The sequence below is a fragment of the Providencia rettgeri genome (genome assembly GCF_041075285.1).
GTDB classification, from domain to species: domain Bacteria; phylum Pseudomonadota; class Gammaproteobacteria; order Enterobacterales; family Enterobacteriaceae; genus Providencia; species Providencia rettgeri_G.
Genome location: NZ_CP163512.1, coordinates 476,206 through 498,815, shown reverse-complemented (window position 1 = coordinate 498,815; position 22,610 = coordinate 476,206). Strand labels below are relative to the sequence as shown.

20 protein-coding genes are annotated in these 22,610 nt (G+C 44.0%); 12 read left to right on the top strand and 8 right to left on the bottom strand.

Going from position 1 to position 22,610, the window contains the following annotated elements:
* Window positions 1-128 precede the first annotated feature (128 nt).
* Window positions 129-2,576, bottom strand: coding sequence for a putative ABC transporter permease subunit YbbP (gene ybbP, locus AB6N04_RS02215; protein ID WP_369310297.1), 2,448 nt, complete (start codon window positions 2,574-2,576; stop codon window positions 129-131).
* Entirely contained in the window at window positions 2,573-3,259 is a 687-nt protein-coding gene (gene ybbA, locus AB6N04_RS02210; protein ID WP_369310296.1) for a putative ABC transporter ATP-binding protein YbbA, read from the bottom strand. The genes ybbP and ybbA overlap by 4 nt, the downstream gene beginning before the upstream one ends.
* Here ybbA and tesA point away from each other — a divergent pair.
* From tesA to AB6N04_RS02185, 5 genes are all read left to right on the top strand, one after another.
* The gene (tesA, locus tag AB6N04_RS02205; RefSeq protein ID WP_369310295.1) at window positions 3,227-3,868 is read left to right on the top strand and encodes a multifunctional acyl-CoA thioesterase I/protease I/lysophospholipase L1; all 642 of its coding nucleotides are present in this window, start codon (window positions 3,227-3,229) and stop codon (window positions 3,866-3,868) included. The two genes, ybbA and tesA, sit on opposite strands and share 33 nt — an antisense overlap.
* 77 nt (window positions 3,869-3,945) lie before the next feature.
* Window positions 3,946-4,749 (top strand): SDR family oxidoreductase, encoded by an 804-nt coding sequence (locus tag AB6N04_RS02200; protein ID WP_369310294.1) that lies wholly within the window; start codon window positions 3,946-3,948, stop codon window positions 4,747-4,749.
* A 59-nt stretch (window positions 4,750-4,808) separates the two neighbouring features.
* Window positions 4,809-5,669 (top strand): co-chaperone YbbN, encoded by an 861-nt coding sequence (locus tag AB6N04_RS02195; RefSeq protein ID WP_369310293.1) that lies wholly within the window; start codon window positions 4,809-4,811, stop codon window positions 5,667-5,669.
* Window positions 5,670-5,682: 13 nt separating this feature from the next.
* Window positions 5,683-6,618 (top strand): SPFH domain-containing protein, encoded by a 936-nt coding sequence (locus AB6N04_RS02190; RefSeq protein ID WP_369310292.1) that lies wholly within the window; start codon window positions 5,683-5,685, stop codon window positions 6,616-6,618.
* Window positions 6,615-7,094 carry an NfeD family protein gene (locus AB6N04_RS02185; protein WP_369310291.1) on the top strand — a complete coding sequence of 160 codons (480 nt, stop codon included), beginning with the start codon at window positions 6,615-6,617 and terminating at the stop codon, window positions 7,092-7,094. The genes AB6N04_RS02190 and AB6N04_RS02185 overlap by 4 nt, the downstream gene beginning before the upstream one ends.
* Here the strand turns inward: AB6N04_RS02185 and cueR are convergent.
* Window positions 7,048-7,458, bottom strand: a complete 411-nt coding sequence (cueR, locus tag AB6N04_RS02180) for a Cu(I)-responsive transcriptional regulator (protein WP_369310290.1) — start codon at window positions 7,456-7,458, stop codon at window positions 7,048-7,050. The two genes, AB6N04_RS02185 and cueR, sit on opposite strands and share 47 nt — an antisense overlap.
* A gap of 243 nt (window positions 7,459-7,701) precedes the next feature.
* Here cueR and copA point away from each other — a divergent pair, with 243 nt between their 5' ends.
* The 5 genes from copA (at window position 7,702) to AB6N04_RS02155 (ending at window position 13,257) form a co-directional block, all read left to right on the top strand.
* Window positions 7,702-10,635, top strand: a complete 2,934-nt coding sequence (gene copA / locus AB6N04_RS02175; protein ID WP_369310289.1) for a copper-exporting P-type ATPase CopA — start codon at window positions 7,702-7,704, stop codon at window positions 10,633-10,635.
* A gap of 176 nt (window positions 10,636-10,811) precedes the next feature.
* Window positions 10,812-11,393: an HdeD family acid-resistance protein gene (locus AB6N04_RS02170; RefSeq protein WP_369310288.1), complete on the top strand. Its 582-nt coding sequence runs from the start codon at window positions 10,812-10,814 to the stop codon at window positions 11,391-11,393.
* 262 nt (window positions 11,394-11,655) lie between these two features.
* The gene (locus tag AB6N04_RS02165) at window positions 11,656-12,471 is read left to right on the top strand and encodes a TraB/GumN family protein (protein ID WP_369311934.1); all 816 of its coding nucleotides are present in this window, start codon (window positions 11,656-11,658) and stop codon (window positions 12,469-12,471) included.
* An 11-nt stretch (window positions 12,472-12,482) separates the two neighbouring features.
* On the top strand, window positions 12,483-12,956 hold the full coding sequence (gene ybaK / locus AB6N04_RS02160) for a Cys-tRNA(Pro)/Cys-tRNA(Cys) deacylase YbaK (protein ID WP_369310287.1): 474 nt from the start codon (window positions 12,483-12,485) through the stop codon (window positions 12,954-12,956).
* A complete protein-coding gene (locus AB6N04_RS02155; RefSeq protein WP_369310286.1) occupies window positions 12,928-13,257 on the top strand; it encodes a hypothetical protein in 330 nt (109 codons plus the stop codon). Before ybaK ends, AB6N04_RS02155 begins: the two co-directional genes overlap by 29 nt.
* Before the next feature lie 60 nt (window positions 13,258-13,317).
* Here the strand turns inward: AB6N04_RS02155 and ushA are convergent, their stop codons facing one another.
* The gene (gene ushA / locus AB6N04_RS02150; protein ID WP_369310285.1) at window positions 13,318-14,988 is read right to left on the bottom strand and encodes a bifunctional UDP-sugar hydrolase/5'-nucleotidase UshA; all 1,671 of its coding nucleotides are present in this window, start codon (window positions 14,986-14,988) and stop codon (window positions 13,318-13,320) included.
* Between the two features lie 256 nt (window positions 14,989-15,244).
* Here ushA and AB6N04_RS02145 point away from each other — a divergent pair, with 256 nt between their 5' ends.
* Together AB6N04_RS02145 and ybaL are read left to right on the top strand one after the other, a co-directional pair.
* Entirely contained in the window at window positions 15,245-16,468 is a 1,224-nt protein-coding gene (locus AB6N04_RS02145) for an MFS transporter (protein WP_369310284.1), read from the top strand.
* 287 nt (window positions 16,469-16,755) lie between these two features.
* Entirely contained in the window at window positions 16,756-18,507 is a 1,752-nt protein-coding gene (gene ybaL / locus AB6N04_RS02140) for a YbaL family putative K(+) efflux transporter (RefSeq protein ID WP_369310283.1), read from the top strand.
* Between the two features lie 59 nt (window positions 18,508-18,566).
* Here the strand turns inward: ybaL and AB6N04_RS02135 are convergent, their stop codons facing one another.
* From AB6N04_RS02135 to AB6N04_RS02120, 4 genes are all read right to left on the bottom strand, one after another.
* The gene (locus AB6N04_RS02135; RefSeq protein WP_369310282.1) at window positions 18,567-18,917 is read right to left on the bottom strand and encodes a DUF1937 family protein; all 351 of its coding nucleotides are present in this window, start codon (window positions 18,915-18,917) and stop codon (window positions 18,567-18,569) included.
* 105 nt (window positions 18,918-19,022) lie between these two features.
* Window positions 19,023-19,799: a DeoR/GlpR family DNA-binding transcription regulator gene (locus AB6N04_RS02130; RefSeq protein WP_369310281.1), complete on the bottom strand. Its 777-nt coding sequence runs from the start codon at window positions 19,797-19,799 to the stop codon at window positions 19,023-19,025.
* Between the two features lie 36 nt (window positions 19,800-19,835).
* Window positions 19,836-21,065 (bottom strand): NAD(P)/FAD-dependent oxidoreductase, encoded by a 1,230-nt coding sequence (locus AB6N04_RS02125; protein WP_369310280.1) that lies wholly within the window; start codon window positions 21,063-21,065, stop codon window positions 19,836-19,838.
* Window positions 21,062-22,462, bottom strand: a complete 1,401-nt coding sequence (locus AB6N04_RS02120; RefSeq protein WP_369310279.1) for an NAD(P)/FAD-dependent oxidoreductase — start codon at window positions 22,460-22,462, stop codon at window positions 21,062-21,064. Before AB6N04_RS02120 ends, AB6N04_RS02125 begins: the two co-directional genes overlap by 4 nt.
* Between the last annotated feature and the right edge of the window lie 148 nt (window positions 22,463-22,610).

Below are 22,610 nucleotides of genomic sequence, written 5' to 3'. Positions count from 1 at the left end.
ATTTTAAGGCTATCAATAATCGACGGCAGGATCATAACTTGAGCGAATGACGTTTTTGTGAAGGATTAGAGACAGTTATTTTAATTGGACGCGAATTATTTCGCGCCCAATTATTCACGATATATTAATTACCCATTTGGTAACCGGCGATGTTGACTTCCCGTTCCTAATAAACGTAAACCTAACCAACCGCCACAAATGGATAACAACATGGCCGCGCACAAGGGTAACAGCCCCCACATACGCCATTCCGGTTGCCATGGGAAATCAAACACTTTACTTTGCAGTAACCACAGGGCAATTTCAGCCCCAAAAGCAGCGGCAAGACCAGCCATTAAGCCGAGCAAAGCAAACTCGCTCCATAATGTTCTGCGCATCAGCTTTTTACTCGCCCCTAAGGTTCGATACACCACTAACTCACGCTCTCGTTGGCTCATTCCCACTTGAATTTGCGCCAACAATAATAGTAGCCCGCAGAAAATCACCAATACCACCATCACTTCGAGGGCTTGGCTCACTTGCTGAAGAATTTGCTGAATTTGCGTGATGATCGCCCCCGTATCCAGCACATTGATGGTTGGATAATGACGACTAAGTTGCGTTAATAATTGGCCATCACCTTCATAATGAAAGCTACTTAACCATGTTGTTGGCATGTTCGACAGGCTTTCTTGCGAAAAAATAAAGTAGAAATTCGGTCGTAAGCTTTCCCAATCCACAGTACGTATACTGCTTACCGTGGCAGTAAAAACTTGAGCCCCTGCGTTAAACGTCAGTTTATCACCCAGTTTTAACCCTAACTCTTTCACCACGGTTTGCTCAATAGAAACCTCTCCCGCTTTTGGCGGCCATGTGCCTTCATTAACGATATTTGCTGGGGCCAATTGGGATTGCCACGTTAAGCTTAACTCGCGCCTAACCGTATTATTGTTAGGGTCACGCTTATCTGCCCACTCAATGGCTGATTGACCATTAATATCGGTTAAACGTGCTAATACCACTGGGTTAAACTCAGTAGGTGTGACTTGGTACTGTGCTAATAGCTGCGTCACTGGCTCCAGTTGAGACGCATTCATATTGATCAGAAAATAATTTGGGCTATCTGCGGGTAACTGTTGCTGCCAGCGTTCGAGTAAATCCCCGCGCACTAAAATCAACAACGCTAATAACATAAACGATAATGAAAACGCGCTCATTTGCGTGATGGTTTGTAGTGGTTGACGCAATAAGCGGCTGACTGAAAGACGCAAACTGAGTTGACGAAACTTAATATGGCGCAGCCCCCAAAGGCCAATCCAGCCTATCAAAGCCAATAAAATGGCAACCACCACAATCCCAGCCAGAATCGACCACAATAGCGGATTCACCCCCGCAAAAATAAACAACCCACCGACGACAATTACACTCACCACTGGGAGGTAATAATGCAGCGGCCACACTGGGGATTTGGCATCTTCACGTAATACCCGCGAAGGTTGCGTGGCCATCAATTGGTAATAAGGGCGACTGCCCACAATGATGGCAATGATAAACAAGGTACCAATAGCCCATACCCATGGCATTAAGCTAGCCGGGGGTAATGCTTTTGGCAGCATAGCCCCCAGAATTTGCATCAAAATACCTTCAAACGCTAACCCTAATAATGAACCGAGTAATGCCGCCGCCACTAAAATCACTAGCCACTGACCAATAATCCATTTACGCAGCGCCCTGCGCCCTGCACCCAACGTTTTCAGTACCGCGATAAGCTGATGACGGCTGCGGCAGTAGTGGGTCATGGAAACCACCACCGCAGCAATAGCCAGCAGTAAGGTTAATAATACGGATAACAGTAAAAATTGCTGGGCGCGTTGGAAGGTTTTACCAACCGCGCCATTATCTTCATTTAACGTATACCAGCGCTGATCATTGCGCAGTTCGTTAGCAAACTTTTGCTTAAATGCCTCGATACTCTGGCTATCTCCCGCGAACATGTCACGGTATGTTAAACGGCTACCTAACTGAATTGCCCCCGTTAAAGGCGCATCCTCGATAGCTATCAACACCCGCGGGGCTATTTGGAATGGATTAAAGCCACTATCGGGCTCTTGGATCAACTTGCCAGACACTTTTAAGGTTGCATCACCGATATCAATATTATCGCCAATGTTCAGATCCAGTAACGCTAATAAGCGAGGAGCAACTAACACTTGCCCTTGAGTGGGGACGAGCCCCGCAGGTTCTGTGACTAAGTCGCCATACAGTGGATAACCCTTATCTGCGGCTTTAACTAACACCAGTTGTGGACGTGCATCTTCCTCTTCCGTCGCATAGGCCATCGTCGAAAATGAAATCTGCTGACTCAGCTTTAGCCCCTCTTTTTGTGCCTCTTGCAACCAAGCAGGATCACTGGGATATGAAGAGCGCAGAACCAAATCCCCGGCAAGTAACTCACGACTTTGGTAGCTCATGCTGTTTTCTATGCGGTCACTAATGCGCCCAAGTGCCAAAACACAGGCAACGGCGAGCGTCAGCGCTAACCACACAATCAGTAATGAAGGCGTTTTCCATTCACGCCAGAACCAACGCCAAATCATGCCTCTTCCCTCAATTGCCCATCGACTAACCGTAAGCGGCGCTGGCAACGAGCGGCAAGCTCATTATCATGGGTGACTAAAATCAGCGTAGTGCCATGTTCTTTGTTCATCGCGAATAACAAGTCCGCAATTTTATCCCCTGTTTGTCTATCAAGGTTACCTGTTGGCTCATCCGCAAATAAGATTTGTGGTCGACCATTAAATGCACGAGCTAATGCCACGCGCTGCTGCTCACCACCCGAAAGTTGTGGCGGCATATGCTTCATGCGATCTTTAAGGCCTAAGTCGGACAGTAAATCTGCCGCATGTTGGTAACTCGCCGACTCTGACTCACCACGCAATAATGAGGGTAACTGCACGTTTTCAATGGCATTTAATGTCGGGATCAACATAAACGATTGAAACACAAACCCCACGCTTTGTGCACGTAAACGGGCACGCTCCTCTTCATCCATTCGTGTCAGGTCTTGTCCTAACAAGTTAACAGTACCACTGGTGCCGTCATCTAAGCCTGCAATGATCCCTAGCAAGGTTGATTTCCCTGATCCTGACTCGCCAATTAAAGCAATTGTTTGACCAGACTCGACAATTAGCTCAACACCTTGCAATATAGTCAGTTCATGTTCACCTTGACCAACACGTTTAATGAGATGATGAACTTCAAGAATAGTATTCGCCGACATATATTGGTTTTTCTCCTGTTACTGACCGCAAGTGGACACGCCCTTGCGTCAACTAAGCTATTGATCTTAGGTGATAGCCTAAGTGCGGGCTACCGTTTGCCCGCTGAACAAGCGTGGGCCTCGTTGCTTGCCGACCGCTGGCAAAAACTGTCACCGCCCATTGAAGTCGTCAATGGCAGCATCAGTGGCAACACCTCAGCACAAGGGCTGGAACGTCTCTCTACCTTATTGGAACAAAATAAACCGAGCTGGGTGCTGATCGAATTAGGCGCTAACGATGGTTTGCAAGGCTTACCCGTTGAACAATTGGAAACTAATTTACAACAAATTATCGACCAAATCGTACAATCCGGCGCTAAACCACTCTTAATGCAAATTCGTATCCCACCAAACTATGGAAAACGTTATACAACAAGCTTTGAAAAAGTGTACCCAAAATTAGCAGATAGCAATCATATTCCGTTGCTGCCTTTTTACATGGAAAACGTGATCACTAAGCCTGAATGGATACAACAAGATGGAATACACCCAACAGTTGAGGCACAGCCATCCATTGCTGACTTTATGGAAAAACAACTTTCCGCACATATTTTACCCTCAAACAAGTAAAATAGACGGTAAACAAACGCGATAAAGGCCTCTTTATACGCGAAATAAATTCAGTTGCATGAAATGAAGGTAAAGTTATGCAAACATCAGCACGAAACGGAAAATCGGTTCTGATCACAGGTGCATCAAGCGGTATCGGCTTTTGTGCCGCACAAACGTTACGCCAACGTGGCTACCATGTGATTGTCGCTTGTCGCAAAGAAAGCGATATTTTACGCTTAAAAGATCTCGGTTTCGATGCCGTCATTCTTGACCTTGATGATAAGAATAGCATAAATGCTGCCGCACAAGAGGTGCTAACACTCTGTAATCATCGCCTTTTCGGATTATTCAATAATGCCGGTTTTGGGGTTTATGGGCCACTAAACAGCGTTAGCCGTGAGCAACTTGAAGCTCAGTTCTCTACAAACTTTTTCGGCATACATCAATTGACCTTTCAACTGCTGCCAGCCATGCTAGCGCATAATGAAGGGCGCATCGTGCAAACCAGTTCAGTAATGGGGATTATCTCTACACCGGGGCGTGGTGCCTACGCTGCAAGCAAATATGCATTAGAAGCTTGGTCGGATGCCTTGCGCTTAGAGTTAAAAGGCAGTGGTGTTTCGGTGAGTTTAATTGAACCGGGCCCAATTCATACGGCATTTACCCAAAATGTTGAACAAACTCAAAAAGATAAACCTGTTAAAAACCCAGGAATTGCCTCACGCTTTACCTTAACACCCGAACATGTGGTGGAAAAACTGATCCACGCGTTAGAAAGCCCACGCCCGCAGGTACGTTATTCCGTGACACTATTAACGGTAGTCGTCCGCGTGCTAAAACGTATTTTACCTGACAAATTAATGGATAAAATACTGGCAAATCAGGGAAAAAAGGCTTGAAAACAGGAAAATTGACCCCATTTTATTATTATTGATAACAAATTAAAACGAGACACCGTATGTTTGCTAATAACGCACAAATTATTGATATCAACGAAACCAATCTTCATCAAGTCATTGAACAATCAATGAACTTGCCAGTTATGTTTTATTTTTGGTCACCACGTAGCCCGCATTGCCAAGAATTCGGCTCAATGTTGGAAAGAATTGCCAACGACTACGCAGGTTTGTATATCTTAGCGAAAGTTAATTGTGACGAAGAGCAAATGATTGCTAGCCAATTCGGCTTAAAAGCAATTCCAACCGTGTATGTGCTGCAAAATGGCCGCCCAGTTGACGGTTTTGAAGGACCACAACCTGAAGAGGTTGTATTAGACATTTTATCTCGTGTTCTACCAAGCCCCGAAGAAATGAAAGCCGCCCAAGCCGCTGAATTAATTGCAGAAGGTAAAACTCAAGAAGCCTTGCCACTGCTTAAAGAAGCACATCAGCTAAATCCCAAAAATAGTGATATCACATTGTTATTAGCGGAAACGCAAATTGGCTTAAAATTAGTGGATGACGCACAGACCACTTTAGACGCGGTGCCATTGCAAGACAAAGACAGCCGCTACCACGGGCTGGTTGCCCAAATTGAATTACTAAAACAAGCGGCGGACACCCCTGAAATTCAACAATTACAGGACGAATTTAATCAAGATCCACAAAATACCACACTAGCGGTTCAATTAGCGCTAAAATTACATGAAGTAAACCGTAACGAAGAAGCCCTTGAGATATTATTTAACTTCTTACGTAAAGACTTGGGCGCAGGTGACGGTGCGGTGAAAAAAACCATGATGGATATTATGTCAGCCATGGGAACAGGCGATGCGATAGCGAGTAAATATCGCCGCCAAATGTATTCATTACTTTATTAATTAAGGGTTAAATATGGACTTGTTCGCCTTTGGTGCTATTCCGATTATCATTTTTGTCGCCATTGTTATTGTTTTTACCTGTGTTAAAACAGTACCGCAGGGTTTTCAATGGACAGTTGAACGCTTTGGTCGCTATACCCGCACATTGCAACCTGGGCTGCATATTATTGTGCCATTTATGGACAAAATCGGTCGTCGCATCAATATGATGGAACAGGTCCTTGATATTCCCTCTCAAGAAGTCATTTCACGCGATAACGCCAACGTCACCATTGATGCAGTGTGCTTTATCCAAGTGGTTGATCCTGTTCGGGCGGCTTATGAAGTCAGCAATTTAGAGTTGTCTGTGCTTAACTTGACGATGACTAATATTCGTACTGTATTAGGGTCAATGGAGCTCGACGAAATGCTGTCTCAGCGTGATTCAATCAACTCCCGCTTATTACATGTCGTCGATGAAGCCACTAACCCATGGGGCGTGAAAATCACTCGTATTGAAATTCGTGATGTGAAACCGCCAAAAGAACTTATCAGCGCGATGAATGCACAGATGAAAGCAGAACGGACAAAGCGTGCTGATATCTTAGAAGCCGAAGGTATTCGCCAAGCGGCGATCCTAAAAGCGGAAGGTGAAAAACAATCGCAAATTTTAAAAGCTGAAGGGGAACGTGAGTCCGCCTTCTTGCAAGCTGAAGCGCGTGAAAGGGCCGCAGAAGCGGAAGCAAAAGCAACGAAAATGGTTTCTGAAGCTATCGCTGCTGGCGATATGCAAGCCATTAACTACTTTGTTGCACAGAAATACACTGATGCCTTAACCAGTATTGGCTCTGCGCAAAACAGCAAAGTGATCATGATGCCATTAGAAGCCAGTAATTTAATGGGGGCTATCGGTGGTATTACTGAGCTTATTGGCGAGAGCAAAAAAACCACACAAAAGGCAAAAGAATGATAGCGCTTATCAGCTCTCAACCTGCATGGTTTTGGCTATGCCTTGGTGGGCTATTGCTGATTGCTGAGTTACTCGGCACTGGCGGCTATCTGCTTTGGTCTGGGATCGCCGCCGTTACCGTTGGCTTACTGACATGGGCTTTACCATTCTTAAGTTGGGAGTGGCAAGGCATTTTATTTGCTATATTTACCCTTGTTTCCGCGGTGTTATGGCGTAAATGGTTAAGCAATCGTAAAAAAAGCAAAGCTGACGATGTCAATCAAATTAGCCACCAGCTTATCGGTTTTAAAGCCCGTTTGTTAATGGATACCGAAGAAGGTTTTAGCCGTGTGCGCCTTGCTGACGGCAGTTGGCGTGTCTATAGCGATACGCCTCTGCTTGCCAATACAGAAGTGGTCGTTGTCGCCGTTGATGGTATTACGCTACAGGTTAAGCCTTCTGCTGATGGCAGCAACCACGGGCCAGATGGTCAATAATCGGGCAGTCAGCACCATCATCCCCCGGACAGACATCCACTAACTCCTGTAATGTATCGCGGATAGCAGACAGTTTGACAATTGTCTGCTCTATTTCGTTGATCTTAGCAATCGTTGTGTTTTTCACATCCGCGCTATGTCGGGTTGGATTTCGAAACAATCCCAGCAACTCACCACACTCATCCAAGGTAAACCCCACATCTTTCGCTTGTTTTAGCAATACCAATTCGTTTAGGTGGCGTTTTTGATAATAACGGTAGCTGTTTTCGCCCCTCTCGGGTGGCGTAATCAGCCCTTTATCTTCATAAAAACGGATTGCTTTTGCAGTTAGCCCAGTTTTTTTGGCAATTTCACTAATATTCATCATATCCCCTTGACCTTAACCTTACTGGAAGGTGTAACCTTTTCACATCGTCGAATTATAGACTCACATAATTCAAGTTGCAGTTACACAATAAGCAAATAAGCCGCGAGGAGCATACATCAGTATTTGGCTGGAGCGGATGGACGTAATCAACAACGCTGCAACTTAAAGTATGACGAGTATAGACCTAATTGTAGATAAAGTTATAGACCCAATTTATCAAACGGGTTTGGAGGTTGCAAAATGAGTAATAAAATTATCTTAAAATTACAGGGGCTAAGCTGCATGCACTGTGTCGGCTCTGTCACTAAAGCGTTAGAAGCGCGCGGTGATGTGGCAAATGTAAACGTCACCATTGATTACGCCGTTTTGGAAAGTGATGCCAATGTTGCTGATATTATCAGTACCATTACTGAAGCAGGTTATCAAGCTGAGGTGGCATCAACACCCGACGTTAAATTGCAGCTTTCCGGTTTGAACTGTATGAAATGTGCAGATAAAACGCAAAAAGCCCTTGAAGATCTCGAAGGTGTTGTTGCTGCGGTGGTGAATACGACGCAGGCAAACGTGTATGGCACTGCTGACGTTCAAACTTTAATTAGTGCGGTTGAGCAAGCAGGCTTCAAGGCGCAAGTACCCCAATCCAATAAAGTGACTTTATCTCTTTCTGGCTTAAGTTGTATGAAATGTGCTGCGAAAACCCAACAAGCACTTGAAGCCGTTGATGGCGTAGACAGCGCACAAGTGGATACCCAATCTGCGATAGTGCAAGGAACTGCACCAGTGGAGGCGTTAATTGCAGCAGTCAACGCTGCGGGTTACCAAGCCACAGAAGAGGGTTCTCACCCAAAAACTGAGCCGCTGACTCCCCAAACTGAACAGCCGGAAGCTGATTCAGCGGCAATTTGTGACATTCCGGCACAAGAGTCTGATTTAGGCGAACAGCCTGACATCGCCCCAACCGATGATAGCGTTCAGTTACTGCTTGATGGCATGACATGTGCAAGCTGTGTGAATAAAGTGCAAAAAGCACTCAGTCGCGTTTCAGGTGTGGAAAATGCGCGAGTAAATTTAGCAGAACGCAGTGCATTAGTGACAGGAACCGCCGATCCTGATGACCTGATCAGTGCTGTGGTAAAAGCGGGTTATGGCGCTGAAATCATTCAAGATGAAGCCAAGCGTCGTGAACGCCAACAAGAGGTGGCTCAAGCCAATATGCGCCGTTTCCGTTGGCAATCAGCCTTAGCCTTAGCCCTTGGGATCCCGGTTATGGTATGGGGGATGATGGGCGATAATATGGTGCTGACTGAACAAAATCACACCATATGGCTCACCATTGGGGTATTAACCTTCCTCGTGATGGTGTTTGCTGGTGGGCATTTTTATCGTAGCGCATGGCAAAGTTTGAAAAACGGCAGTGCCACCATGGACACCTTGGTTGCTCTTGGTACAGGAGCTGCATGGCTCTACTCCATCGTCGTCAATATTTGGCCTGAATGGTTCCCTGAGCAAGCTCGCCACCTTTATTACGAAGCCAGTGCAATGATTATCGGTCTAATCAACCTTGGTCACGCTTTAGAGCAACGAGCACGCCAGCGTTCATCGAAAGCCCTTGAACGATTGTTAGATTTAACACCACCAACCGCACGAGTTGTCACAGAACAGGGCGAAGTGGATTTGCCATTGGAACACGTAAAAAAAGGCATGATCTTACGCTTGGCAACGGGTGATCGCGTACCTGTCGATGGGGAAATCATCGAAGGAGAGGTTTGGTTAGATGAGGCGATGCTTACGGGTGAACCTATCCCACAGCAAAAAAGCTTAGGCGACTCTGTGCACGCAGGTACTGTCGTGCAAGATGGTACTGTGCTATTTCGTGCGGCGGCGGTAGGTAGTCAAACCACATTAGCGCGAATTATTCACCTTGTTCGCCAAGCACAAAGCAGTAAACCACAAATCGGCCAAATGGCGGATAAAATTTCAGCCATTTTCGTCCCCGTCGTGGTTGCTATCGCGTTGATTTCAGGTGCTATCTGGTACTTTATTGGTCCTGCACCGCAAATTACCTATGCTTTGGTTATCACCACTACCGTATTAATTATTGCCTGTCCTTGCGCTTTAGGGCTAGCAACACCGATGTCGATAATTTCAGGTGTCGGCCGTGCAGCAGAATTTGGGGTGCTAGTGCGTGATGCGGATGCATTACAACAAGCCAGCGAATTGGACACTATCGTCTTTGATAAAACAGGCACATTGACCGAAGGTATGCCTCAGGTTACTAATATCCATGTGTTCAATGGTTTTGATCAAGATAGCGCATTGCAACTCGCCGCCTCTTTGGAAAATGGCTCAAACCACCCATTAGCGCGCGCAGTGTTAGCAAAAGCGGAAGGGTTAACTCTCCCTACCAATGAGCAATTTAGAACCCTAGCAGGCTTAGGGGTGAGCGCCATCATTAACGGCAAAACCATTTTGTTAGGTAACCAAGCCCTGTTAACCCAAAATCACGTAGACACTACGGAGGTCGACGATATTCTTCATCAACAAGCCAGTCAAGGGGTGACCCCTGTACTGCTGGCAGTTGATGGTAAAGTCGCCGCCTTGTTATCTATTCGCGACCCACTGCGTGAAGACAGCATTAGTGCTCTTGCTCGCTTACATAAACAAGGCTTTCGTTTGGTGATGTTAACGGGGGATAACCCAGTAACCGCCAATGCGATTGCCAAGGAAGCGGGGATCGATGAAGTGATTGCTGGGGTGATGCCAGATGGCAAGTCGGCGGCAATTGAAGCATTACAAGCTAAAGGTCACAAAGTCGCGATGGTCGGCGATGGCATTAATGATGCCCCTGCCCTTGCCCGCGCAGATGTCGGTATTGCCATGGGCGGCGGCAGTGATATCGCCATTGAAACGGCCTCTATCACATTGATGCGCCAAAGTTTACACGGTGTTGCCGATGCCGTTTCTATTTCAAAAGGCACCTTACGTAATATGAAACAAAACCTATTCGGTGCCTTTGTTTACAATACATTAGGTATTCCTATCGCAGCTGGTATTTTGTATCCGATTACAGGGACTTTATTAAACCCAGTAGTCGCAGGTGCGGCAATGGCGTTATCGTCCATTACCGTAGTCAGTAATGCAAACCGCCTACTGCGTTTTAAACCTGAAAAATAACCACAAAAAAGGGTGGAGTCATACTCTGCCCTTTTAGCCCAATTTTAACCATCCAAATAAGATAATAATTTCCCCTTCAGCCTGTTCTTATTTAAATCGCACAATCTTTAATGCTATTTTTTGCCAGCTAAGTCTATACTATTAAATAAATAGCTATTTAATATTTGGAGCGCAAAATGCTTAATATTGATCGTGATAAACTCGCTAAACTCGCGGGTGAGGAATTTAAAAAACAGCGGACGTTTTTATTAATTTTATCTTTTTTACTGCTGGCTGGCGGCCTTTTTTGTATTGTTAACCCGATGATTTCAGGTATTGCAGTCAGTACGGTACTCGGCGTTTTACTGATTATTGGTGGTGTCGGTGCGATTGTTAGCATACTCAGCACCGTTATTTATACCGGATGGTCTCGCTTGTTTGGCTTTGTGATTGGCCTAATCTATATCATCGTCGGCTACTCTTTTATTAAAGACCCTCTGCAAAGTCTAATCGCCCTTGCCATTTTAGTCGCTGCGTTATTTATTGTCGGTGGTGTTATTCGCTTATATGTCGGCTTTCAACAAATAAAATTCCCGAGTGGTTGGCTACAAATCCTAATTGGTTTATTAGATTTCTTTATTGCTTTTCTGCTTGTTGGAAATGGACCATTAACCTCTATTACCTTATTAACGACGCTAATTGGTATTGAAATGGTGTTTAGTTCATTCAGTTTATTTACGTTATTAAGTGTGTTTAAAAATATTAATAAAAATAGCTAATTCAATTTGCCCCCTTATGGGGGCAATCATAATGTTGTTGACCGCTATTGGCCATTACTCGCCCGTTGGTATGTACCAATTGATAACGCCACCTTGTTAACAGACTAGCTCACCTCTTAAAACCATAATTGAAGTTCTTCTTCACGGCTATTTTCAATTTTCATTAATAAAGACGAAAAATGCGTAATAGATGCGTAACATTCGCAAATTGGCGAGAGATTGTTTAACCTATTCAATCAAGAACAATGCAGGGTAAAGAATGATGGGAAAACTGCTCGAAAATTTAAAAAATTGGCTCCATATGGAAACAGCACCGGTATACCCTTACCCTGCAATTGATATCCGCTTATCTAACGATCTTAAGCTGCATATTGTGGGCAGCATTCATATGGGAACTGAAAATATGTTTCCGTTATCTGCCATACTGCTTGATAAACTTAATCATGCGGATGCCTTAATTGTTGAAGCCGATATCACCCAAATACAATCCCCATTTCCCCACCATATTGATGATCAACTCCCCGTACAGCAACGTTTAAGTGAAGAACAATACGCGCTATTTTTGCAGTGTTGCCAAGAGATCCACCAACCCCCCGAAAAGTTTGATAGCTTCCCTTCATGGCAAATTGCCTTGCTGTTACAAGCAACGCAAGCACAAGGGCTTGGCCTGCGAGGCCACTATGGGATAGATTATCAGCTCATTCGCAATGCACAAACTCAGCTAAAACCGATCATTGAGTTGGAAGGAAGCGCATCACAAGTTGAATTGCTGCTTTCCTTGCCTAATAATGGGTTAGCGCTTTTGCAAGACTCATTAATTCATTGGCGGGCAAACGCACGTTCACTACAAACGATGATTAGTTGGTGGTTAGATTATCGCCCCAATCACTCCATGACCTTGCCAAATACCTTCAGCGAAGATGTCTATCAAGTATTAATGGATAAACGTAATGCGGATTGGAGCGAACAGCTAAAATCACTTCCTAAGGGAAATTATGTGGTTGCTGTCGGTGCATTACACCTCTTTGGTGAAGGTAGTCTTGTTGAATATTTACGCCACTGTGTCAAAGATAACTAATAGGCCCCAAAATGACCCCTGCTGTTAAATTACTGGAAAAACAAAAAATTAATTTCACATTACACCCTTATGAGCATGATCCAAATGAAAGCAATTTTGGTGATGAAGCGGTGCGTAAATTAGGTCTAGATGCCAAACAAGTCTTTAAAACGTTACTTGTGGCATTAAATGGCGACCAAAAAACACTCGCTGTTGCTGTCACCCCTGTTTCAGGTCAGCTCGACTTAAAACTAGTCGCTAAAGTGTTTAAAGTGAAAAAAGTGGAAATGGCAGATCCGCAAATCGCGCAAAAAACCACTGGTTATTTATTGGGTGGCATCAGTCCCTTAGGTCAAAAGAAGCGTTTGCCAACGGTAATTGACGACCAAGCTCAGCAATATGACACTATGTTTATTTCCGGTGGAAAACGTGGATTAGATATTGAGCTTGCTCCTAACGATCTCGCCAGCGTACTCAATGCAACCTTCGCTGAAATACGTAAATAATATTAACCCCGTGATAGTCACAGCGACGATTGAATGGTTATCTGCTCAAGAAGGCGGTAGGCAACAGCCGCCAGCAATTGGGCCTTACTATGCTGTTGCACGTTTTAGCATCAAACCCGCTGAATCTTGGAGTGTAGTATTCCAACTAGAGTTTCATTTACGCAATAGCGATAGTCGACAAATCAGCCGAGGAACTGTGCGCTTTCTTGTTGATCATGCACCTCATGAGTATTTAGTAAATTATCATTCATTTGATATTTATGAAGGCCCTCGTTTAGTCGCTCGTGTTTTCTTGCTCTAAATCATAACGACAAAAAGCCCCACCGCAAGCGGTGAGGCTTTCAAGGTAATCATGATTAAATTATTTATTATTATAAATAATTTCACCTTTTGGCTCATAGTCTGCCGCTTTCAGCGGAGAATGTTTTTCAATATATCCTTTGAGTACTTCCGCATCGACAAAGCCGGTATTGACGTAATTCGGGTGGTTGTCAATTTTCGGATAACCGTCACCGCCAATCCCATTGAAATTCAACGTTGCCATTCGATACGTTTTGGCCGGATCAACAGGCTTACCATCAATTTTCACATCACTAATGGTGCCATCTTTGTTCAACGTTAAGTTTACGTTATAGAATTGACCATAGGCCCCTGCATCCGGTTTCATATTCGCTACCGCAGTCAGGTAAGGAATGACTTCATCCCCTTTAAAATCAACGTAAACTAATTCATTAGCAAATGGCTGAACTTTAAGCACATCTTTATAAGTGATATCACCGCTTTCGATAGAATCACGGATCCCACCACCACTCATAATGGCAAAATCAGCACCTGCACGCTCTTTTTGAGCCGCTAACAGAAGATGCCCCATATTGGTTTGCTCAAAACGAACTTTGCTACGATCGCCTTCAAGTTTACCTTCAACTGAGCCCACTTTAACGCTTAATTGCTTGTCACCTTTTTCTTGGTATGGTGTCAACAACTTCATCATGTCTGGATTATGGGCAATTTCATGCGTGTAATAAACGCGCTCGCTGCTGCCATCTTCTTTAGTGACTTTTTTCTTCAAGTTAATCGGGATTAACTGATAGTGTTTTAAGGTAAATTTGCCGTTTTTAAATTCAAAATCAGCCCGTCCAACATATTTACCCCACTCATGGGCTTGAACAATCCAAGTACCATTTTGATTGTCTGGTGCACAAGGTGTGCCCGGCACATAATCCGCTTGTTTGTAGTCTTTATTTTCTTGGGACATACAAACAGGATCTTGTGAGTGACCACCCACTATCATATCTAAGTAACCAGCAGGCAAACTACGCGCCATTTCAACATCACCCGGTGCATTTGAACCGTGTTTGCCATCATCATAGTGGCCCATATGGGTTGCGGCGATGATAATGTCAGGCTTTTCAGTCTGACGCAGTTCTTCCACTACTTTTTTCGCTTCGTCTGCGGGGACACGGAATTCGACATCAGGGAAATTCGCTGGATTACCGATACGCACAGTATCATCCGTGGTTAGCCCGATTACTGCAATTTTTACACCTTGTTTATCAAAGATGTGATAAGGCTTAAACAGGCGTTTACCTGTGCTGGTTTGATAAATATTGGCGGATAAGAATGGGAATGTTGCCCATTTTTCTTGCTGACGCAGCGTTTCAAGTGGATTATCGAACTCATGATTACCCAGTGCCATGGCATCATAACCCACTAAATTCATCCCCTTGAAATCAGGTTCAGCATCTTGTAAATCCGATTCTGGCACACCCGTATTGATATCACCACCAGAGAGTAACAGCACACTGCCACCTTGTTTCGCCACTTCATTGCGAATGTCATCAACGACAGTTTTTTGTGCAGCTAAGCCGTATTCACCGTGATCGTTATGCCAAAAGTGACCATGATGGTCATTTGTGTGCAAAATAGTGATATTGTAGGTTTTGTCTTTTTCCCACGCGTTTGCCATCGTCGCGGGTATTAACGCTAACGCTACGGTTAATGCACATGCGGATGCTTTAAATGCAAACTTCATACACTTCTCCCTGCTGGTATAGGAATTTTTATTCGTTAATATTAGATTATAGTTTGTCACCACCCGCAGATTTATAGCATAAAAATATGAGCAAGATTTGATACCTCTTGCAGAATAAGAAATTCGTTTCATAAAAATGAGATCATCGTCAAATAATTCACTGAGGTTATTTTTTCATTGGACTCATTTATTCATTTCAATAAATTGTATTTCAGTTATATTGATAACAATTACGCAACACAAAAAGTAGATAACAATGAGTGAGCAAACCACAACCCCAAATAACACAAATCCATCTAAGACGGTGAATAAAACAGGAAGAACAGTCTTCAGTATTCTGACGGCGATCAGCGTCTCCCATTTATTAAACGATATGATCCAATCGCTAATCCTAGCGATTTACCCTTTATTGCAATCTGATTTCTCACTGAGCTTCGCGCAAATCGGGATGATCACTCTGACCTATCAGATTACTGCCTCCTTGCTGCAACCAGTGATTGGTTACTATACAGATAAGCACCCACAACCCTACTCCTTACCAATTGGAATGAGTTTTACATTAACCGGCTTAATCTTATTAGCGATGGCAGAAACCTTCCCTACGATCCTACTTGCAGCAGCTTTAGTCGGGACAGGATCTTCAGTTTTCCACCCTGAATCATCCCGTGTGGCACGAATGGCCTCAGGTGGTCGTCACGGCTTAGCACAATCATTTTTCCAAGTGGGCGGTAACTTAGGGGCATCATTAGGACCACTGCTCGCAGCATTAATTATAGAGCCTTATGGGAAAGGCAACTTGGGTTGGTTCTCCCTCGCGGCGCTATTAGCCATTGTGATTTTACTGCAAGTGAGCAATTGGTATAAGCAACAACACCGTGCTGCGAGTAAAAAACCCGTTAATACTGCAAATATTAAAGTTCTTCCTCGCAAGGCAGTTATTGGCTCGTTAGCCGTGTTGCTGGTACTGATTTTTTCCAAATACTTCTACTTGGCCAGCATTAGTAGCTATTACACCTTTTATCTGATAGAAAAGTTTGGTGTTTCCGTGCAAAATGCTCAGGTCCACCTCTTTGTTTTCTTATTCGCCGTTGCCGCCGGCACAATGATTGGCGGTCCAATTGGCGACAAAATAGGCCGTAAATACGTTATTTGGTTCTCAATCCTCGGGGTTGCCCCCTTTACCCTCATTTTACCGTATGCCTCGTTGTATTGGACGGGGGTGTTGACCGTTATCATTGGAATGATTTTAGCCTCTGCTTTCTCTGCTATTTTGGTGTATGCGCAAGAGCTAATCCCCGGTAAAACCGGCATGGTATCAGGGTTGTTCTTTGGTCTTGCATTCGGAATGGGCGGTGTGGGCGCAGCCGTTTTAGGCCATATTGCTGACCAAACCAGTATTGAGCAAGTTTATCATTATTGTGCTTTCTTGCCATTACTTGGGATTTTTACAGTATTGTTACCAAATATCGGTCATAAATAGGTTTATTTTCTTATTTTACCCACACTTACTTAAAAATAAGTGTGGGTCTTTCCTACCATATTTCATAAAAATTTCAGCTAAAAATCCCCTAATCCTAAAGTTTGTAACGATTTAGCGCCTTTAATCTGCATTTTTTTTAAAAACATTTCATTTTTTTAAGGAAATATTTCTCAAAAAAAGTTAATATAAAAAAACATGCAAATTGGCATTTTAAAATGAAGGCCTCATTTTAAAAGTCAACGGCATGTACCCACCTTATATTTTTCATACTAACCAGAGGAGACTAAATGGAGCATTCAACGCCCTTAATCACAACCATTGTTGGTGGTCTCGCCCTTGCATATTTGTTAGGTATGATCGCACAGCGATTAAAAATCTCCCCTCTAGTGGGCTACCTCGCTGCAGGTGTCCTTGCTGGTCCATTTACCCCAGGGTTTGTGGCAGATGAAGCCCTTGCACCTGAACTCGCTGAAATCGGCGTTATCTTGCTGATGTTTGGTGTGGGTTTACACTTTTCACTGAAAGATTTATTGGCCGTTAAAGCCATTGCTATTCCAGGTGCGATTGCACAAATTGCGGTAGCTACCCTTTTAGGTCTTGGCCTATCCATGTTATTTGGCTGGGGCATTTTCACTGGTATTGTTTTTGGTTTGTGTCTTTCAACCGCCAGTACCGTTGTGTTATTACGTGCATTAGAAGAACGGCAACTTATTGAAAGCCAACGTGGGCAGATTGCTATCGGCTGGCTAATTGTAGAAGACTTAGCCATGGTTCTCACCTTGGTACTGCTACCTGCCGCTGCCGCTATTATGAATACCGATGATGCAAGCTTTAGCGAACTTGCACTAAGCCTTGCGTGGACAATTGGTAAGGTTGTTCTATTCATATTTATTATGATTGTCGTAGGTCGTAAGGTCATCCCATGGATTTTATCACGCACTGCATCAACAGGTTCTCGTGAGCTATTCACCTTAGCCGTTCTTGCTCTTGCGTTAGGGATCGCCTATGCCGCAGTTGCTATCTTTGATGCTTCATTTGCATTAGGTGCGTTCTTCGCAGGTATGGTGTTAAATGAGTCTGAGCTCAGCCACCGTGCAGCACAAGATACCTTACCACTGCGTGATGCCTTCGCAGTTCTGTTCTTCGTTTCCGTCGGGATGCTTTTCGACCCAATGGTGCTTATCCAACAACCACTGGGGATCTTAGCGGTTCTGGCTATTATTATCATTGGTAAGTCGGCGGCAGCATTAGTGCTTGTAAGGATGTTTGGGCACTCACGTCGAACCGCATTGACTATTTCCGTCAGCCTTGCGCAAATTGGTGAGTTTGCGTTTATCTTAGCGGGAATGGGGCTAAGCCTCGGCGTGATGGATAAAGACGCACAAAACTTAGTATTAGCAGGGGCTATCGTTTCTATTATGCTTAACCCGGTATTATTTACTTTATTAGATAAATACCTCGAAAAAACAGAAACGATCGAAGAGCAACTTCTGGAGGAAACTCTGGAAGAAGAAACCCAAGTGCCTGTCGATATTTGTGGTCACGCAATCATCGTCGGTTATGGGCGTGTGGGTGGCATGTTAGCGGACAAACTGCGTAGACGTGAAATCCCCGTTGTGGTAGTGGAAGACACCCGTGCTCGCTTTGAAGAACTGGCTGAAAATGGTTTTAGTGCAATCCTCGGTAATGGTGCGAATAAAGAGATCATCAGCCTTGCCCGTATTGAGTGTGCTAAAACCTTATTATTAACTATCCCGAATGGTTATGAAGCAGGTGAAATCGTCGCCACTGCGAAAGAGATGAATCCTGACGTGACGGTAATTGTCCGTGCTCACTACGATGATGAAGTCAGCTTTATTAAAGAGCGCGGTGCCGATCATATCATTATTGGTGAACATGAAATTGCCAAATCCATGGCCACATTGATGTGTAATGATGTGGAAGAGTTCGGTTGTACTATCGATGATATGCTTGATGGTCACAACGACACAAATGGTGAAGGCAAAAATTTAGAGGAATATCTAAAGCCAATCCATTAATTCTTTCACCAAGTAAAAACTTTAAGGAAGCCAACGGCTTCCTTTTTTACTACAACGCATTACTGTGAATGATGAAGAATAAACTCATCACCGGTCCAAACTGGCAGCCCTTTATCTTTAAAAAATTGAATTTCTGCCGCCACGCCGCCACTTTTTTCCCATCCGGGTAATGTCAATACAATGAGACCATCACAACGTTTTAAGAACTCCATATCAATCGATGACCAAGCAACTTTTTGTCCTTGAGATGCAAGATATTGATTTATTGGGTGTGTCATTGTGATTTGGCTATAGGTCGCAATTCCTTTAAGAGCAAGCTCAGCTGCAAATTTGGTGCATTCTTGGAAACGCATTTCCACGACACTACTATCTGGATCTGAATAAGGGCAGGCAATAAAATAAAGGCTCATAATAATTCCTGATGTTGGTGTATTCAAATTATAGGCATAGTCATCCCGTGAAAAATAACGAATTATTTTCCAAGGGATAGGTTTAAATAGATGCGACGTTAAAACTTACTCAATATCAGCGACAATGATTTTGGTTTTTGGTCGCTTTTTATTTTCGGGTAATTTAAATTCTTTACTGGTTGTCACTAAATAATCGACATTATCCCAATTGGTCACAAAATTAATGGCATGCTTATTCGCCTTAGTACCATCCGCCAACACCATTAACTTGTCACTGTTTTCCATCATTTTTTGTGCAATCGCTGCTTCATCCACATGCTGATCCATCACGCCATGTAATGAATGGATAGCCCCTGCGCCAATCACCGCATAATCAGCAAAAAACTCGGCAATATTTTTCAGTGCGATAGCACCTAAACATGCATTTTGCGCGGCATTAAACTGCCCACCAATTAAAATCGTTTCAATAGACGGATTTTCTTGCAGCGTCGTGGCTAATAACGGGGAATTGGTGATCACCGTTAAATTATCTATCAATTTAACACGTTGGCTAAATTCAAATGTGGTCGTACCAAAATCAATAAATAAGGTATCCCCTGATTTGATATATTCCGCCGCTTTAATGGCAATGGCTTTTTTTTCATCCACGGCAGCTTGGGCACGTTCAGTAAAATTTCGCTCAAATTTTGACTGAATATTCACCGCCCCACCGTGAACTTTCTTGAGTAACTTTTGTGATTCCAGCTTACTGAGATCTCGACGGATAGTCTCCTGCGCGACATTAAAATGCTTTGCGAGCTCCTGCACGTACACCTGGCCTTGAGTCGACAATAACTCAATAATGGTTTGATGCCGTACTTTTGAAGAGCGCCCTTCACACATAGTTTAATCCTTCTTGACCATTTAACGTTTCCTGCACTATACAACAGTGATACGAATTTCAGTAGCATCCGGTTGTATTTTTGTTAAATCGATATTTTTCAATAAAATGCGCCTTGTCGGTAAGCAGCGGTGCTTTTTCTCATACAGAACCGTATTCCCCGCCATGACTTTAATTGTCCCTTGCACGGCTTGTTCGACCTTTATATTGAAATCGATACTTTCTTTAGAAAGTGCATCCACATCGATACAAGCAGGTACGCTAAAAATGATATTCCGGTCGCTATTAACAGGAATGCGCTGTACAGATTTAATTTGCGACTGGTGATGATTGGCGAGTAAATCATTCGCAATATACTCACCTGTTAATAAACCTTCTTGGTAGCACTGGTCTCCCATATCCGCAGGATGCAACATATTGCCCGCAGCATAATAGATCCCATCTGAGCAACGACTAAATTGATCGGTCACTGGCTTACCTGTGCTCGCCTCAAAGTCAAGGTGGCTTTTGCGGATAAGTGTATTCTCCCCCACAAATTGCCCGGTAAAAATAACCGCATCACACACAATTTTGTGGCTTTTACCTTTGGTTTCCACCATCACATATTCTACACGGTCAAGACCACCAATTTCGGTAATTTTGCTGTTTAAATACACGGGAGTACCCATTGTTTTGGCAAATAAGGTGGCAGGCTTAAATGCCAGAATACGTTCCCCACTTTCGACCATTGCTTGGGCTTTCACACCAGCATTTTTCAATGTCCACAGCGCAGAAAAACTGACTAATTCACTCCCCACAATGACTGGGTTACGGCATGGCTTTTTACCATTGAGGTAAACAAACTGCTGTAATGCCCCAGCGGTTAAAACACCTTGTGGACGAAGCCCTGAAACCAAACGCGGATGACGAGGTGTCTCACGAACACCCGTTGCAATCAAAATGCGCTTAGCCTGCATTTCAACTAAACCATCCGCAGTAGACACTGTCAGTTTTCCGTTAGGATGAAGCTGCGTGACGGTGCTACGAGTAAAAATTGGCGTATCACCGAGATCTTCAACGATTTTCGCCGCAAATTGATTTCCCTTCATCGGCCTTTTAAATACCAACAAACCAAATGTTGGATGCTGGCAATGGCGAGGAACGCCCCCAGCGTGAGCTTCACGCTCAAGGATAGCAATATTTTTAATTCCGCGACGGCGTAGAGTGTGAGCCGCAGCAACGCCAGTTGGCCCTGAACCAATGATAATCACATCATAATGTAAACTCATTTCACAGCCTCCACTGCCAGTGTATGGTCAAAACGGCCATTAATAATTTCCGCCACCTGACTACTGCAATAAAACCCATTGCAGCGCCCCATCATAACTCGCGTTCTACGGCGCAAAGCCCCTAAACATTCGGGAGGAATATCTGAATCAAATGTGGCTTCAATTTCGCGTTGCGTCACTAACTCGCAATGGCACACAATGCCGCCATTACTTTTACATTGGTAATCACGCTGATGGTATTCTGAAATCACAGGCATACTTGGCCAAATAAGTTCTTCTGGTGGCGATAATTCAAATAGCGGTGTGAAATTTTGTTGATACAGTTTCCCCAAATAATTGGCGACACCTAGCGCTGATGTTAAGCCGGTGGAACGGATCCCCCCTGCGCAAATCCATTGTTTTTCAGGGTAATCATTAATGCGGTAATATTTTTCTTCTGTTGCAGGGCGTAAGCCCGCGTAGGTGGCAGTCACACTGTAATTGTGCAAAGAAGGTAACATGCGTGAACCTTGAGCGATTAAATCCTCCATAACCTCTTGTTTGACCTCTGCTTTCCAGCGGTCATCTTGTTCTTCGGCAGTAGGCCCCAATAATAAATTACCGAAAATCGTTTTTGATAACAAAACCCCTTTTGTGATGGCTGTCGGCACAGGTAAAATAATCGCATTAATATCTGCGGCAGCGGCTTTGTCATACACCAAAAACTGCCCTTTGCGCGGTTTTATTTGAAAGGGGGATGGATGGCAAATTGATTCAACAATATCACCATTAATTCCCGCACAATTAATCACTAATCGAGCAGAAAACTCACCTTTAGTTGTGGTTAAATGCCACACTCTCTCATTGAGCTCCCCCCCTTTCACTTCACAGTGAAAATGGTATTGTGCACCATGTTTTACTGCTTGTGTTAAGTAAGATAACGGTGTGCTCCACGGGTCAATCACGGCTTCACCGGGAACAGAAACCGCAGCCAGCGCACCGTCTGCTAAATGGGGTTCACGGCGGTAGAGTTCGTCTTTATCGATCAGTACGACATCTAATACATTGTTAGTATGTGCCTGTTCAACAATACCCGGTAGTTTACTCAGTTGCTCGTCATTCCACGCAACAACCAGTGCCCCCGTTTCGAGGATCGGCAAATTCATCTTTTCTCTTATTTCAAGGAATTCGCGATAACCATCTTGCATACATTCCAGCTCAAGACTCCCTGGTGTGGCGTCAAAACCCGTATGTAATAGTGCACTGTTGGCTTTACTTGCACCTGACAAGATGTCACCACCTCGCTCAAGTAGCAATGTTTTCGCCCCCATCAATGTGAATTTACGTGTCACTGCACAGCCAATGACACCACCGCCTATGACAATGACATCCCAAATTTTTTTATTATTAATATCCATGGCTGAGATCCTTTACTTAAAACTTGCACACATAAAACCACATAATTCCCACAATCACAACAACTAAAACAACACTAAGTACAACAACAACCCAAAAACTACTCACATTGTTACTTTATTGTGAGTTTTGTCACATCAGTGAAACTTA

Coding starts and splice junctions, on each gene's coding strand:
- AB6N04_RS02165 (WP_369311934.1), top strand. CDS start 11,656: ATGGGAAAACTGCTCGAAAATTTAAAAAATTGGCTCCATATGGAAACA.
- cueR (WP_369310290.1), bottom strand. CDS start 7,458: ATGAATATTAGTGAAATTGCCAAAAAAACTGGGCTAACTGCAAAAGCA.
- copA (WP_369310289.1), top strand. CDS start 7,702: ATGAGTAATAAAATTATCTTAAAATTACAGGGGCTAAGCTGCATGCAC.
- AB6N04_RS02145 (WP_369310284.1), top strand. CDS start 15,245: ATGAGTGAGCAAACCACAACCCCAAATAACACAAATCCATCTAAGACG.
- AB6N04_RS02125 (WP_369310280.1), bottom strand. CDS start 21,065: ATGAGTTTACATTATGATGTGATTATCATTGGTTCAGGGCCAACTGGC.
- AB6N04_RS02185 (WP_369310291.1), top strand. CDS start 6,615: ATGATAGCGCTTATCAGCTCTCAACCTGCATGGTTTTGGCTATGCCTT.
- ybbA (WP_369310296.1), bottom strand. CDS start 3,259: ATGTCGGCGAATACTATTCTTGAAGTTCATCATCTCATTAAACGTGTT.
- AB6N04_RS02200 (WP_369310294.1), top strand. CDS start 3,946: ATGCAAACATCAGCACGAAACGGAAAATCGGTTCTGATCACAGGTGCA.
- AB6N04_RS02130 (WP_369310281.1), bottom strand. CDS start 19,799: ATGTGTGAAGGGCGCTCTTCAAAAGTACGGCATCAAACCATTATTGAG.
- AB6N04_RS02170 (WP_369310288.1), top strand. CDS start 10,812: ATGCTTAATATTGATCGTGATAAACTCGCTAAACTCGCGGGTGAGGAA.
- ybaL (WP_369310283.1), top strand. CDS start 16,756: ATGGAGCATTCAACGCCCTTAATCACAACCATTGTTGGTGGTCTCGCC.
- AB6N04_RS02135 (WP_369310282.1), bottom strand. CDS start 18,917: ATGAGCCTTTATTTTATTGCCTGCCCTTATTCAGATCCAGATAGTAGT.
- ushA (WP_369310285.1), bottom strand. CDS start 14,988: ATGAAGTTTGCATTTAAAGCATCCGCATGTGCATTAACCGTAGCGTTA.
- AB6N04_RS02195 (WP_369310293.1), top strand. CDS start 4,809: ATGTTTGCTAATAACGCACAAATTATTGATATCAACGAAACCAATCTT.
- AB6N04_RS02155 (WP_369310286.1), top strand. CDS start 12,928: ATGCAACCTTCGCTGAAATACGTAAATAATATTAACCCCGTGATAGTC.
- tesA (WP_369310295.1), top strand. CDS start 3,227: ATGATGAACTTCAAGAATAGTATTCGCCGACATATATTGGTTTTTCTC.
- AB6N04_RS02120 (WP_369310279.1), bottom strand. CDS start 22,462: ATGGATATTAATAATAAAAAAATTTGGGATGTCATTGTCATAGGCGGT.
- ybaK (WP_369310287.1), top strand. CDS start 12,483: ATGACCCCTGCTGTTAAATTACTGGAAAAACAAAAAATTAATTTCACA.
- AB6N04_RS02190 (WP_369310292.1), top strand. CDS start 5,683: ATGGACTTGTTCGCCTTTGGTGCTATTCCGATTATCATTTTTGTCGCC.
- ybbP (WP_369310297.1), bottom strand. CDS start 2,576: ATGATTTGGCGTTGGTTCTGGCGTGAATGGAAAACGCCTTCATTACTG.